This is a genomic window from Lysobacter sp. Root690, assembly GCF_001427785.1.
Taxonomy (GTDB): Bacteria; Pseudomonadota; Gammaproteobacteria; order Xanthomonadales; family Xanthomonadaceae; genus Lysobacter.
The window spans coordinates 334,519-350,508 of the sequence record NZ_LMHM01000016.1; the positions used below are offsets into that span (position 1 = coordinate 334,519).

Below are 15,990 nucleotides of genomic sequence, written 5' to 3' on the forward strand. Positions count from 1 at the left end.
CGGGCAGGCGCGCTTCGATCTCGCGGCGGCTGATCAACAGCGCCGGCCTGGCGTCGGCGAGCATGTAAGCCAGCCGTTCCGGCGGATAGTCCGGATCCAGCGGCAGATAGGCCGCGCCGGCCTTGAGCGCGCCGAGCGCGGCGACCACCATCTCCGGCGAACGCGGCAGGGCGATGGCGATGCGGTCCTCGGCGCCGATGCCTTGCGCGATCAGCGCATGAGCAACCCGGTTGGCGCGGCGGTCGAGTTCGGCGTAGCTCCAGCACTGGTCGCGGTACAACAGCGCCGGCGCCTCGGGATCGCGCGCGACCTGACGCTCGAACAGTTCGACGATGCTCGCCGAGGCTGGCGCGGCAACGCCGTCGCTGGCGCGCTGGCGCAAGCCGGCGCGTTCTTCGCTGTCGAGCAGGTCGATGTCGGCGATCTTGCGCGCGGGATCCGCGCAGGCCGCGTCGAGCAATCGCAGCAAGCGTTGCCACAGCGCGATCACGCTGGATTCGTCGAACAGATCGGTGGCGTATTCGAGGTTGCCGGCCAGCCCGGCCGGCGCGCCGTCGGCGTGGCGTTCGCTGAGGTTGAAGAACAGGTCGAACTTGGCCGTACGGAAGTCGGCCGGATGGTCGGATACCTCCAGCCCCGGCAATTCCAGCGCGGCTTGCTCGACGTTCTGCAACACCAGGCCGACCTGGAACAGCGCGTGGTGGGCGGTCGAGCGCACCGGATTGAGCAACTCCACCAGGCGCTCGAACGGCGCGTCCTGATGGGTGTAGGCGGCCAGCGCGGTGGCGCGCACGCGGCCGAGCAGGGTGGCGAAGTCCGGACGGCCGGACAGATCGGTACGCAGCACCAGGGTGTTGACGAAGAAGCCGACCAGTTCGTCCAGCGCCTGGTCGTTGCGTCCGGCGATGGCGCTGCCGACCGCGATGTCCTCGCCCGCGCCGAGCCGATGCAGCAACGCCGACAAACCGGCTTGCAGCACCATGAACAAGCTCGCTTCATGGCGATGCGCGAGTTGCAGCAGGCGCACGTGCAAGGCCGCGTCGATCTGCAGCGACAACTGCCGGCCGCGCAGGCTGGCGATGGCCGGGCGCGGTCGGTCGATCGGCAGCTCGATGCGTTCGGGCAGGCCGGCCAGTTGTTCGCGCCAATAGTCGAACTGCTGCGCGATCAGGCTGTCGGCGTCGAGTTCGCTGCCCAGCATGCGCTGCTGCCACAAGGTGTAATCGGGGTATTGCACCGGCAGCGGCGCCCACTCCGGCGCCTGCCCGCGCAGGCGCGCGGCATAAGCGCGGCTCAGATCGCGCGCCAGCGGCGCCAGCGAGGAACCATCGCCGGCGATGTGATGCAGCACCACCAGCAGCACATGCTCGTCTTCGCTGGTGCTCAGCACGCTGACCCGCAGCGGCAGTTCCGCGCCGAGGTCGAACACGTGCAAGGCGCGGACGCGCAGTTCGTGTTCCAGGGTGCGCGCATCGACGCGCGCGAACTCGAGCACGTTGCCGGCGTCTTCGATGGCGACCAGCTGTTGGCAGGGGTCGCCGTCGATGTCCGGGAACGTCGTGCGCAGGCTTTCGTGCCGGGCCAGCACATCGGCCACGGCGGCGTCGAACGCGGCGCGGTCCAGGCGTCCGCGCAGATGCAGCGGCATCGAGATGTTGTAGGCCGCGCCGGCGCCTTCGCGCGCGCTGTCGTGGCCGGACTGGCGCTCGAACTGCTGGATGAACCACAGCCGGCGCTGCGCGTAGGACAACGGCAGCCGCGGCGGCCGCGCCTGCGGTAGCAACGGCGGACGCGCGTTGTGCGCGCCGGGCAATGCCTGCGACAGCGCGTCCACGGTCGGCGCTTCGAACAGCGTGCGCAGCGGCAGTTCCACCGCCAGTTCGGCGCGGATGCGGCTGACCAGGCGAGTGGCGAGCAGCGAATGGCCGCCGAGGGCGAAGAAGTGATCGTCGATGCCGACGCGTTCCCCCCCCAGCACTTCGGCGAACAGGGCGCACAGCAACGCTTCGCGCGGATTGCGCGGGCCGCGGCCTTCGCCGGCGGCGAACTCGGGCGCCGGCAGCGCCTTGCGGTCGAGCTTGCCATTGGGAGTCAGCGGCAGCGCGTCGAGAACCACGAACGCGGCGGGCAGCATGTAGTCGGGCAGGTGCGCGCTCAGCTGTTGCCGCAGCGCCGTCGCATCGACGGCTTCGGCGCTCGCCACGTACGCGACCAGTTGCTTGTGGCCCGGCGCGTCCTCGCGCAGCAGCACGGCGTTGCGGGGGTAACCGGCCTGCGCCAGCACCGCTTCGATCTCGCCGAGTTCGATGCGGAAGCCGCGCAGTTTCACCTGGTTGTCGACCCGGCCCAGGCAATCCAGGCGACCGTCGGCGCGGAAGCGCGCCAGATCGCCGGTGCGGTACATGCGCGCACCGGGCTCGAACGGATTGGCGACGAAGCGTTCGGCCGTCAGCGCGGCGCGTTCGTGATAGCCGCGCGCCAGGCCATCACCGGCGAGGTACAACTCGCCGGCCACGCCGGCCGGTACCGGTTGCAGATGCGCATCGAGCACGTAAACGCGGGTGTTGTCGAGCGGACGGCCGATACTGACCGGCGCGCCGGTTTCGACTTGGTCGAGCAGCGACCACACCGTGGTTTCGGTGGGGCCGTACATGTTCCACAGCGCGCCGGCATCGGCGCTGAGATAGTCGGCGAGATCCGGAGGCAATGCTTCGCCGCCGCACAGCAGACGCATCGACGCGTTCGCGCGCCAGCCGTGGTTGCGCAGCATCTGCCAGGTCGCGGGGGTGGCCTGGATCAGCTGCGGCGACACCTGTTCGATCTGCGCGACCAGCCGTTCCGCGTCGCTGGCGGTGTCGCGGTCGAGCAGATGCACGCAGCCGCCTTGCCACAGCGGCAGGTACAGCTCCAGGCCGGCGATGTCGAACGAGATCGGGGTCAGCGCGAGCAGGCGTTCGCCCGCGGCCATGCCCGGGCTGCGCGCCATCGAACGCAGGAAATTGGCCAGCGCGTGCTGCTCGACGGTCACGCCCTTGGGACGGCCGGTCGAGCCGGAGGTGTAGATGGTGTAGGCCGCGGATCGGCCATGGATCGGCGCGGAGCCGGCATCGTCGCCGGGGTTGTGCGAGGGCGCGCGTTCGATCGCCGCGCGGGTGCGCGCGTCGTCGAGCAGCAGCACATCCGCGTATTGCCCGAGGCCATCGACGATGAAGGCAGTCGCCGCGTTGGCGATCAACGCCGCCGGCTTGGCGTCATCGAGCATGTAGGCGATGCGCTCGGCCGGATAATCCGGGTCCACCGGTACATAGGCGGCGCCGCTCTTGAGCACGGCGAGCAGGGCGATCAGCAGATCGGTCGAGCGCGGCAATGCGATCGCCACGCGGTCACCGGCACCGATGCCGCGTTCGATCAGCACATGCGCCAGCCGGTTGGCGGCGGCGTTGAGCGTGGCGTAGTCGAGCTGGCCGTGCGCATGCGCCAGGGCGATGGCCCGCGGCGTGGCCGCGGCCTGTCGCTCGAAGCGCCGCGGCAGCAACTCGGCCGCGGCGATGTTCGGGCCATGGCTCCAATCGCCGAGAAGTTGGGTGCGCTCGGCATCGGTCAGGATCGGCAATTCGGTCAGGCGCAGGCGCGGATCGGCCGCGATCGCGTCGAGCACGCGCCGCACACGTTCGGCCAGCGACTCGATAGTGGCTGCGTCGAACAGGTCGCTGGCGTATTCCAGGCGACCGATCAGGCCTGCGGCGCGGCCGTCGCCATGGCGGTGTTCGGTCCAGTCGAAACTCAGATCGAACTTGGCGTTCTCCAACTGCAGCGGCTGCGCGCGCACGTCCAGTCCGTCCCAGGCCGGCAGCTCGGCGTCGTGGGTCTGCAAGGCCATCAGCACCTGGAACAGCGGGTGATGCGACAGCGAGCGCGACGGCTTGATCGCGTCGACCAATTGCTCGAACGGCAGATCCTGATGCTCATAGGCGCTCAGGTCGGTATCGCGCACGCGCGCCAGCAAGGCCTCGAAACTCGGATTGCCCGAGGTGTCGGTGCGCAGCACCAAAGTATTGAGAAACACACCGATCAGGCCGTCGAGGCCTTCCTCGCTGCGGCCGACGATGGGACTGCCCAGCACGATGTCGTCGCCCGCGCCGAGCCGGCTGAGCAGCGCCACCACGGCCGCCTGCAGCAGCATGAACAAGCTGGCCTGATGCGCGCCGGCGCGCTCCAGCAGCCGCTGATGCAACTCGGCCGGTATCTGCAGGCGGACACTGCCGCCGCGATAACTCAGCTTCGCCGGACGCGGCCGGTCGGTGGGCAGGCTCATCTGTTCCGGCAGCTCGGCCAGCTGGCGTTTCCAGTAGTCCAACTGGTGCGCGCCGCGGCTGTGCGGATCCTGCACGTCGCCGAGCAGCTGGCGTTGCCACAGGCTGTAATCGGCGTACTGCAACGGCAACGGCGTCCACGCCGGCGCCTGTGCGGCGCGACGCGCGGCATAAGCGTCGGCGAGGTCCTGGATCAGAGGCCGCATCGAAACCGCATCGGCGACGATGTGATGCAGCAGCAACAACAGCACGTGCTCGCCCGCATCGACTTCGAACAGGTCCGCGCGCAACGGCAGCTCGCGGCTCAGATCGAAGGCATGACCGGCGGCGCGCAGGAGGTCGTCGGCCACGCGGCCGGCTTCGCTGGCGTGCAGCGACAACGGCACTTCGGCCCGCTCAGGCGGCAGGATTTGCTGCAGCGGCTGTTCGCTGTCGGGGAAGATCGTACGCAGGCTTTCGTGGCGCGCGGCCAGATCGCCCAGCGCGGCGCCGAGCGCGGCGATATCGAGCTCGCCGCGCAGGCGCAGCGCGACGGTGACGTTATAGGTGGAGCTGGCGCCTTCGAGCTTGTGCAGGAACCACAGGCGCTGCTGCGCGTAGGACAGCGGCAGGCTCTGCGTCCGCGGTTGCGGACGCAGCGGCGGACGCGGCGCGCTGTTCGGGTCGAGCCGCGGCGCCAGTTGCGCCACGGTCGGGGCCTCGAACAGGGTGCGGATCGGCAGTTCCAGTTTCAGGCGCGAACGCAGCATGCCGGTCAGGCGGACCGCCAGCAGCGAATGCCCGCCGAGTTCGAAGAAGTCGTCGTCGATGCCGACCTGCTCGCGGCCCAGCAGTTGCGCGAACAGCTCGCACAGCAGTTGCTCGCGCGAGTTGCGCGGCAGGCGCAGCGCGCCGACGGTGTGGACCGGGGCGGGCAGGGCATTGCGATCGAGTTTGCCGTTGGCATTGAGCGGCAACGCGTCCAGCGCGACGAACGCGGCCGGGACCATGTAATCGGGCAGGCGCTGGCCGAGTTGCGCGCGCAGTTGCGCGACCTCGATCGTGGATGCGACGACATAGGCGACCAATTGCGCCTGACCGTTGCCGTCCTCGCGCGCGACGACCACGTTCTGAGCGAAGCCCGCCATGGCGAGCGCGGCTTCGATCTCGCCCAGTTCGATACGCAGGCCGCGGATCTTTACCTGATGATCGGTGCGGCCTAGATATTCCAACTGGCCATCGTCGCGCCAACGCGCCAGATCGCCGGTGCGATACATGCGCTGGCCCGATGTGAATGGGTTAGCGATGAAGCGTTCTGCTGTCAGACCAGCACGGCGCAGATAGCCGCGCGCCAGTCCAGTGCCTGCAAGGTACAACTCGCCCGGCACTCCCTGCGGCACCGGCCGCAGCGCCGCATCGAGCACATAGGTCTGGGTGTTCCAGATCGGCGCGCCGATCGGCACCGCGCTGCCGGCGGTTTCGTCGCGGCAAGTCCAGGCGGTGACGTCGATGGCCGCTTCAGTCGGGCCGTACAGATTGTGCAGCGGTCGGTCTAGAGTCTGGCGCAAACGCTCGCGCAAGGCGCCGGACAGGGCTTCGCCGCTGCAGACGATGCGACGCAGGCTGGTGCAGGTCGCGCTGGCCGGATCGTGCAGGAACGCTTCCAGCATCGACGGCACGAAATGCAGAGTGGTGACGTTTTGCTCGCGGATCACCTCGGCGAGATAGACCGGATCGCGATGACCACCGGGACGCGCCATCACCAACCGCGCGCCGTACAGCAGCGGCCAGAAGAATTCCCACACCGACACGTCGAAGCTGAAAGGCGTCTTCTGCAAGACGACGTCATCGTCCTGCAGCGCGTAAGCGTGTTGCATCCAGGCCAGACGATTGACCAGGGCCTCGTGCGTGTTGGGCGCGCCCTTGGGTTTGCCGGTGGAGCCGGAGGTGTAGATCACATAGGCCGGATGCAGCGGCGCGAGCTTGCCGCGCCATTGCCCGTCTTGCGCGTCCACGGATTCCGCGCGCAGTTCCGCCTGCAGCGCGGCATCGTCGAGCTCCAGGCGCGTCACCGCCGTCGCCGGCAACCCGATGTCGTTGCGCGTGATGAGCAGCACCGGCCGGGCGTCGTCGAGCATGAAGGCCAGTCGATCGGCCGGGTAATCGGTATCCAGCGGCAGGTAGGCGGCGCCGGCCTTGAGCACGGCGAGCAGCGCCACGACCAGTTCGGCCGAGCGCGGCAGGGCGATTGCCACGATGCTTTCGGGACCGGCGCCGTGCGCGATCAAACGTTGAGCCAAGCGATTGGCGCGCGTATTGAGTTCGGCGTAACTCAGCTGCGAATCTTCGCCGACGACGGCGAGCGTCTGCGGAGTACGCGCCGCCTGCTGTTCGAACAACTCGGGAATGGTCGCGGCCGGCAGCGGCTGCGCGGTGTCGTTCCACTCGCCGAGCACTTGCCCGCGCGCCTGCGCGTCGAGCAGATCCAGCCGGCCCACGCGCCGCTCCAGATCGCCGGCGAAGGCTTCCAGGATGCGCTCGTAGCACTGTTCGATGCGGTCGATCTGCGCTTCGTCGAACAGGTCGGGGCGATAGCTGATGCGCAGATGCAGGCGTTCGCCCGGCACCAGTAGCAGGCCGAGCGGGTAATGCGACATGTCGCCGCCGCGGCCGCCTTCGTCCAGACGCACGCGCAAGGAGCCGGCCTCGTCATCGAGGAAGCGCCGGTCCTGGGCGTCGAGCTGATAGTTCTCGAACACCAGCAAGGTGTCGAACAAGGCCTGATGGCCCAACTCGCTGAGCAGATCGGTCAGACCCAGGTGATGCGCACCGAGCAGGCGCGACTGGCTGTCCTGCAAGCCGTCGAGCAGTTCGCCCAGGGTCTGAGCGTGGTCGATGCGCAGGCGCAGCGGCAGTGTGTTGACGAACAAGCCGACCATGCGTTCCATGCCAGCCAGTTCCGCCGGGCGGCCGGACACGGTGATGCCGAAGCAGACGTCCTGATGGCCGGTGGCCTGCGCCAGCAACAAGGCCCAGGCGCCTTGCAGCAAGGTGTTGAGGGTCAGGCCGCGGCGGCGCGCCTGCGCTTCCAGCGTCGCGCTGAGTTCGCGCGAGAAATCGCGGCGGCGCGTACGCGGCATGACCGGCTGCGCGGTCGCCTGCGGCGCGATCAGGCAAGGCTGATCGAAGCCTTGCAAGGCCTCGCGCCACGCGGCGAGCGCGGCCGGCCGATCCTGCGTGGCGATCCAACGCAGATAGTCGCCATAAGGCGCGACCGAGGGCAGGGACGAAGCCTCGCCGCGCGAGTGATACAGGTTGAACAATTCCTGCAGCAACACCGGCACCGACCAGCCATCGAGCAGGATGTGGTGATGGGTGAAGACCAGACGGTGCTCGCGTTCGCCCAGGCGCACCAGACTGAAACGCAGCAGTTGCGCTTGCGCCGGGTCGACCGGGCGTTCGAGGTCTTCGCGCAGGAACGCTTGCAGGGCCTGTTCGCGTTCGGCCGCGGGCACGCCGCTCAGATCGCATCGTTGCCAGCACAACGCCGGTTGGCGCGGCAGCAATTGCAGCGGCGGTTGCGCGTCGAGCTGGACGAAGGCCGCGTCGAGGTGCGGATACCGCGACAGCACCTCGCCGGCGGCGCGTTCCAGCGCGTTCGCATCCAGCGGGCCGTCCAGCGCGAACAGCATCTGCACCAGATAGGCGTCCGCGGCCTCTTTGTCGTACAGCGCATGGAACAGCATGCCCTGCTGCAACGGCGCCAGCGGCAGGATGTCGGCGAGCGGACGCGCGGCTTCCAGTTGCGCGATGGTGTCTTGATCCAGGCTCAGCAGCGACAGGTCCGACGGGACGAGGCCGGCCGCGTCGGGCCGCGCCGAATACGTGATCAGCGCCTGCAGGCAGTCGAACCAGGTCTGCGCGAGCGAACGGATTTCGTCGGCGTCGAACAGTTCTCCGGCATACGACCAGGCCGCGACCAGCTCGGCTTCACCGGCGCGGTCGTAGACGATGCTGTCGAGGGTGATGGCATGGCTCAATGGGCGGCGCGGATCGTCGCCGCCGCCGAATTGTTCCTGATCGCCGTCCGCGGAAACGGCGAAGCGACCGAGGTAGTTGAACGCCAACTGCGCGGCGGGCGCGGCGACTAGTTCGGCGTCGGCTGCCAGATGCCGCAGCAAACCGTAACCCAGGCCGTGGTCCGGAATCGCGCGCAGCTGTTCCTTGATGCGCCGTAGCGCACGACCGAGATCGTCGCCGCCGCTGAGCAATTGATCGATATCGATCTCGCCCGGATCGAGCGCGACCGGATACAGACTGGTGAACCAGCCGACCGTGCGCGACAGATCGACGTCGTCGAAGACGTCCTCGCGGCCGTGGCCTTCCACTTCGAAGCGCACCGCCAGCCCAGCCTGCGCATCGCGCTGCCGGCGCCACCCGGCGACCGCGAGGGTGAACGCGGTCAGCAATACATCGTTGACGGTGGCGCGGAACGCGGCCGGCACTTCGCCCAGCAAACGGGCGACGCTGTCGCCGGCAAGCCGCAGGCGCAGCTCGCGCCGCGTCGCGACCGTGTCACGGGCCGGATCTAGCGCCCGCGCGCCCAGCACGGGATCGGGCGTCGCCGCGATGCTGCGCCAGAGCGCAAGTTCGCCGTGTCGGCGCGCCGCGCCGGCGTCGCGCTGCAACAGCTCGGCCCAACGGCGCAGCGAGGTGCCCACCGGATCGAGCGTCGGCGCTTGTCCTTTCGTTGCCGCCTGCCAAGCCTGTTCGAGATCGGGCAGCAGAATGCGCCAGGACACGCCGTCGACGGCCAGGTGATGGATGACCAGGTACAAACGGCCGAGTCGATCCGCACCGCGGTCGCCCCAGATCGCCTGCACCAAACGGCCTTGATAAGGATCCAGGCGTGTCAGCGCGTCGGTCGCGGCTTGTTCGAAACGGCGTTCGCCTTCGTCCGCGTCGACATCGCTTACATCGATATCGCGCAGTTCTATACGAGTCAGGCACGAGGCAGCGTCGATAGCGCCGATGGCGGCGATCGATGCGTAGTGCCCGCCATCACGCGCTGTCAAACGCAGACGCAACGCATCGTGGCGGTCGAGCAGGGCTTGTAAGGCGATAAGCATCGCCGGCTCGGTCATGCCGGCCGGCACGTTCAACCGTTGCAATTGATGCAGACCCGCGAGCGGGCCGCCCTGCTCGACGAAGGCGCGCATGATCGGCAGCAAGGGCAGATCGCCGATCGCCTCGTCGTTGACCGGCGTCGCCACCGGCACGTTCTGCGCGGCGATCTCGTGCGCGGCGACGGCGGCCGCCAAGGCTTCGATTTTCGGATGCTTGAACAGATCGCGCGGCGCCAACGGCAGGCCGCGCTTGCGCGCGCCGGCGACCAGGCGGATCGCGCTGATGCTGTCGCCGCCGAGTTCGAAGAAGCTGGCGTCGATGCCGACCTCGTCGAGGTCCAGCACCTGCGCGAACAGTTCGCACAGCAACGCTTCGTGCGCGTTGCGCGGCCCGCGCCTGTTGCCTTGATCGAAATCCGGCGCCGGCAGCGCCTTGCGGTCCAGTTTGCCGTTGCCGGTCAGCGGCAACTCATTCAATGCCACGAACGCGGCCGGCAGCATGTAGGCGGGCAGACGCGCGGCCAATTGCCGGTGCAGGCTGGCGCTGTCGATCGCGTCGGCGACCAGATAGGCCACCAGTTGCTTCTGCCCGGCATGGTCTTCGCGCACGATCACCGCGCTGTTGGCGAAGCCGAGTTGCGCCAACGCCGCTTCGATTTCGCCCAGCTCGATGCGATAGCCGCGGATCTTTACCTGCTGATCGATGCGGCCGAGGTATTCGAGCTGCCCGTCGGCGCGCCAGCGCGCCAGATCGCCGGAACGGTACATGCGTTCGCCGGCCGCGAACGGATTGGCGACGAAGCGTTCGGCGGTCAGCGCCGGGCGATGCAGATAGCCGCGCGCCAGGCCTTCACCGGCGATATACAACTCGCCGGCGGCGCCGGCGACTTGCGGCCGCAGGTTGGCGTCGAGCACGTACAACTGGGTGTTCCAGATCGGGCGTCCGATGGCGACGCCGCCATCCACTCGCTCCAGCGGACCGGCTTCGAAGGTGCAGCAGCCGACCGTGGCCTCGGTAGGACCGTATTCGTTGATCAGCCGTACCTGCGGATGATGCTGCTGCCAATACACCAGATCGGCCTGCATCAGCGCTTCGCCGCCGAGAATCAGCGCCCGCGCCGGCGCGGCCGCTTGCGGGCCCGCGTTTTCGAGTTCCGCGTTGAGAAGCTTCAGATGCGCCGGCGTGAGTTTCAGCACCTCGTAACCGCCCACCGGCAATTCGGCGGTGAGCCTGGAAAAATCGCCGTCCAGCGCGGTCAGGGTCAGCGGCTGGCCGGCCAGCAAAGGGCCGAACAACACGGTCACGCTGCCGTCGAAGGCGACCGACAGCGTGGTCGCCGAGCCGTTGCCGTCGGCATTGAAATAGGCGTGGCGCGACCAGGCGAAATAGTGTGCGGCGGAATGGTGCGAGACCATCACGCCCTTGGGTTTGCCGGTGGAGCCGGAGGTGTAGATCACATAGGCCGGATGCAGCAGGTTCAGCGGGCGCAGGCGATCGGCATCGACGGGGTTATCGTCGCGGCCGAGCGCCAGGCGTTCGCGCAGCGCGGCCTCGTCGAGCAGGCACAACGGCGCCGCCGCCGGAAACAATCCGGAAAATTCGCCGTGCGTGAGTACCAGCACCGGGCGCGCATCGTCGAGCACCACCGCAAGCCGATCGGGCGGATTGCCTAGGTCGAGCGGCAGATAGGCGGCGCCGGCTTTGACCACGGCCAACAGCGCAACGATCAGATCGAGCGAGGGCGGCAGGGCGATCGCCACCACCGATTCGGGACCCGCGCCCTCGGAGATCAACAGGTGCGCTAACTGGTTCGCGCGGCGATTGAGTTGTTCGAAGTCGAGTCGCTGCGATCCGCAGATCGCCGCCACGGCCGCGGGCGTGCGCGCGACCTGCGCCTCGAACATCGCCGGCAAGGTGGCGGCGACGATCGGTTGCGCGGTGGCGTTCCAGTCCAGCAGCAGTTGCCGCCATTCGCTGGCGTCCATCAGCTCGATGGCGTCGATGGTCTGGCTCGCGTCCTCGACGACCGCGCGGAGCATGCGCTCGAAACGCTGCGCGAACGACTGCGCGGTCGCGTCGTCGAACAGATCGGTGGCGTATTCGACGAAACCGCGCAGGCCGGCCGGGCGGCCGTCGGCGTGTTCGTGCTCGGCCAATTCGAAGCTCAGATCGAACTTGGCCGTGGGCATGTCAAACAACTGTTCGCGGTAGTGCAATCCCGGCAAGCGCAGGCGATGGCCCGCGGCTTTCTGCAGGACCAGCATCACCTGATACAAGGGATGGTGCGACAGCGAGCGTTCCGGGCTCAGCGCATCGACCACTTGCCCGAACGGCAGTTCCTGATGCTCGTATGCGGCCAGATCGGTTTGGCGCACGCGCGCCAGCAAGGCATCGAAGCGCGGATTGCCGGAGGTATCGGCGCGCAGCACCAGCGAATTGAGGAACAGGCCTATCAGCCCGTCCAGCGCCGGATCGGCGCGGCCCGCGACCGAACTGCCGATTGGGATATCGGTGCCGGCGCCCAGGCGGGTCAGAAGGGCCGCCAGCGCGGCATGCAGCACCATGAACAAGGTGCAGTCGTGGCGCTTCGCCAACGCCAGCAGACGGCCGTGCAGTTCGGCGTCGAGATTCCAGTACAGATGCTGGCCGCGGTAGCTGATCTCCGGCGGGCGAGGGCGGTCGTAGGGCAGGCTCAATTGTTCGGGCAGATCGGCCAGCGCCTGCCGCCAGTACGCCATGTCGCGCGCATGCACACTGTCGGGATCGTTCGGCTCGCCGAGCACCGTGCGTTGCCATAGTGTGTAGTCGGCGTATTGCACCGGCAGCGCTTGCCAGTCCGGTGCGCGATGCTCGAGCCGCGCGGCATAGGCGAGCGATAGATCGCCGGTCAGCGGCTGCAGCGACGCGCCGTCGCCTGCGATGTGGTGCAGCAACAGCAGCAGCACATGCTGTTCGGCGTCGATACGCAGCACGCAGGCGCGCAGCGGCAATTCGACGGTCAAGTCGAATGGGCGCATCACCTCGGCGTCGAGCGCGGCCTGCACGCGATCTTCGGCGACATCGACTACCGTAAGTTCCGGCTCGGCCTGGGCAAGCACATGCTGATACGCATGCTCGGCGGCGGGGAAGACGGTACGCAGGCTTTCGTGGCGCCGGACCAGATCGTTCAACGCGGCCTGCAGGGCAGGGATCTGCAAGGGACCGTCGAGACGCGCGGTCAGCGGAATATGGTAGGTCGCGCTGGGACCCTGGAATTGATGCATGAACCACAGCGTGCGCTGGGCATGCGAGAGCTCGAGCCGTTCGGGTCGCGGCAGCGCCTGCAGAATCGGGCGCGGAGCCTGCATCGCGCGCAATCGCGGCGCGACCGCGGCCGGCGTGCGCGCTTCGAACACGTCGCGGATCGATACCTCGGCGTGCATGCGGGCGCGGATCTCGGCGATCAGACGAAGCGCCAACAGCGAATGTCCGCCGAGTTCGAAGAAATTGTCGTCGACGCCGACCTCTTGCAGGCCCAACACCTGCGCGAACAAGGCGGCCAGTTCGGCCTCCTGCGGCATGCTCGGCGCGCGGCGTGTGGTCGATGTGAAGCTCGGCGCGGGCAGCGCCTTGCGATCAAGCTTTCCGTTTGCGTTGAGCGGCAGCGCATCCAGCGCCACGAACGCGGCCGGGACCATGTAATCGGGCAGGCGTTGGCCGAGTTGCGCGCGCAGTTGTGCGACGTCGATGGCGGGCGCGACGACATAGGCGACCAACTGCGCCTGGCCGTTGCCGTCCTCGCGCGCGACGACGACGTTCTGGGCGAAGCCGGCCATGGCGAGCGCGGCTTCGATCTCGCCCAGTTCGATACGCAGGCCGCGGATCTTGACCTGATGATCGGTGCGGCCGAGGTATTCCAGCTGCCCATCGGCGCGCCAGCGCGCCAGATCGCCGGTGCGATACATGCGCTGTCCCGCAATGAACGGATTAGCGATGAAACGCTCAGCGCTGAGGCCGGCGCGACGATGGTAGCCGCGCGCCAGGCCGGTGCCGGCGAGGTACAACTCGCCCGGCACGCCCTGCGGCACCGGCCGCAGCGCCGCATCGAGCACATAGGTCTGGGTGTTCCAGATCGGCGCGCCGATCGGCACCGCGCTGCCGGCGGTCTCGTCGCGGCAGGTCCAGGCGGTGACGTCGATGGCCGCTTCGGTCGGGCCGTACAGATTGTGCAGCGGGCGGTCTAGAGTCTGGCGCAAGCGTTCGCGCAAGGCGCCGGACAAGGCTTCGCCGCTGCAGACAATGCGGCGCAGGCTGGTGCAGGTCGCGCTGGCCGGATCGTGCAGGAACGCTTCCAGCATCGACGGCACGAAGTGCAGGGTGGTGACACTTTGCTCGCGGATCACCTCGGCGAGATAGGCCGGATCGCGATGGCCGCCGGGACGCGCCATCACCAACCGCGCGCCGTACAGCAGCGGCCAGAAGAATTCCCACACCGACACGTCGAAGCTGAAAGGCGTCTTCTGCAGGACGACGTCGTCATCTTGCAGCGCGTAGGCGTGCTGCATCCAGGCCAAGCGATTGACCAGGGCCTCGTGCGTGTTCGGCGCGCCCTTGGGTTTGCCGGTGGAGCCGGAGGTGTAGATCACATAGGCCGGATGCAGCGGCGCGAGCTTGCCGCGCCATTGCCCGTCCCCGGGCTCATCTGCCGACTCGGTGAGGATGCAGGCCTGCAGCGCGGCATCGTCGAGTTCCCATCGCGGCACCGCCGTCGCCGGCAACTCGATGTCGCTGCGCGTGATGAGCAGCACCGGCCGGGCGTCGTCGAGCATGAAAGCCAGTCGATCGGCCGGGTAATCGGTATCCAGCGGCAGGTACGCGGCGCCGGCCTTAAGCACGGCGAGCAGGGCCACAACCAGTTCCGCCGAGCGCGGCAAGGCGATGGCGACGATGCTTTCGGGTCCCGCGCCGTGCGCGATCAGATGCCGGGCCAGACGATTGGCGCGCGTGTTGAGCTCGGCGTAGCTGAGCTGCTCGTCCTCGTAGACCACCGCGATCGCCTGAGGCGTGCGGGCCGCCTGCTGTTCGAACAGCTCGGCTACGTTCGCGACCGGAACCGAATGCGCGGTGTCGTTCCATTCGCCGAGCAGTCGCTGGCGTTCTTCGGCATCCAGCAGTTCAATTTCCGCCAGTGGCCGCGACGGCTCCTCAAGCGCTCGTTCGACGAACTGCAGCAGACGCTTGGCGTGCCGGGCTAGTTCCTCGTCGTCGTACAGCTCGCAGTTGGCGTCGATGTTCAGCGCGCAACGGCCTTTACCCGGGTGACCCTGCAGCGTCACCGAGAAATCGTGGACCAGTCCGTTGGACAGCGAATACAAGGTCGCCGGCTGGCCGTCGAGCAGGAATTCGAAATCGAACGGCATGATGTTGATGCGCGGGCCGAACGCGCTCGCTGCGGCCGGGCGCATATGCTGAATGTCCTTGCCGCGGAAGTACTGGTGCTTGAGCACGCGCAGAATTTCGCGACCGCTGCGCCTGGCCAATCCGCTCAGCGACTCGCCCGCGAGCACTCCCAGGCGCAGCGGCAAGGCATTGGCGGTCGTGCCCGGCACATGGCGCAGATCCTTGGCGCGCGCCGCTACCGGAAAATCGAAGGTGTCGACCTTGCCGCCGCTGATCCGGTACAGATAGGCCGCGACCGCCGCGGTCATCAACTGCGGCCATTTGCTTTCGCCGGTCTCCGCGGCCATCAGCGCGGCGCTCAGCGCCGGCGATATCGGCACCGAACGGCGGCGGAACGTCGCGTCGCGGCTGAGCGGACGGCCGTTCAGCGCGGTGGTTTCGGGCAGGTTTCGCGCATAGTCGCGCCAGAAGTCCAGGTCTCGCTGGTAGCGCATGGATTCGCGGTAGTCGCGATCGTCGTCGAGCAGCGCGGCGATCGCGCCGAGCTTGCTGGCCGGGATGTCCTCGTCCGCGCACAGCGCGGTGTAGATCTGCGCGACGCGGGTCACGTCCAGCGTCGAGCCCGCGCCATCCAGGACGATATGGTGGTAGCGCTTGTACCACAGGTAATGGTCTTCGCCGAGCTTGTACAGCGCATAGTTGAACAGTCGCGCCGAGCGCAGATCAAATACCTGCCGCATGTCGGCCTGCATCGCCGACAGCGCGGCCTCGAACGGCTGCTCGCGCGACGAAACGTCGACGAATTCGAAGGGCAGGGCGGGCGTTTGCGCGAAGTACTGCAACGGTCCTTCGGGACCATCGCAGAAACGCAGGCGCAAGGCGTCGGTTTCGGCGACGAAGCGCCGCAAGGCCTGTTCGAACTTGTCGACGTCCACACGGCCGCCGATTTCGAGATAGCCGCAGCTGTGATACAGCCAGTTACCCGGATCCAGTTCCTGCCCGAACCACATTTCCAACTGCGGCGTCGAGAGCGGACGGAAAATGTGGTTCGTTTCTTTGTTCATGACTGCATCCGGTTGAAGCGCGACACGGCTGTGTTTGCGCCGGCAAGGCCTGGCAAGCGTCGAACTGCCGTGGGCGGTCGCCGCACGGCGCATGCTCGGCCCACGCATGGGCCGGTAAGCGTCCGCAC

1 protein-coding gene (only partly in view) is annotated in these 15,990 nt (G+C 67.9%); it reads right to left on the reverse strand.

The features are described 5' to 3' along the window. Positions 1 to 15,862 carry the 5' portion of a non-ribosomal peptide synthetase gene (locus ASD86_RS18940; protein ID WP_056114189.1) on the reverse strand. The gene continues 11,993 nt to the left of window position 1, outside the view, so 15,862 of the gene's 27,855 nt are visible here — the first part of the coding sequence; its start codon is at positions 15,860 to 15,862; its stop codon lies beyond the left edge, outside the window. Between the last annotated feature and the right edge of the window lie 128 nt (positions 15,863 to 15,990).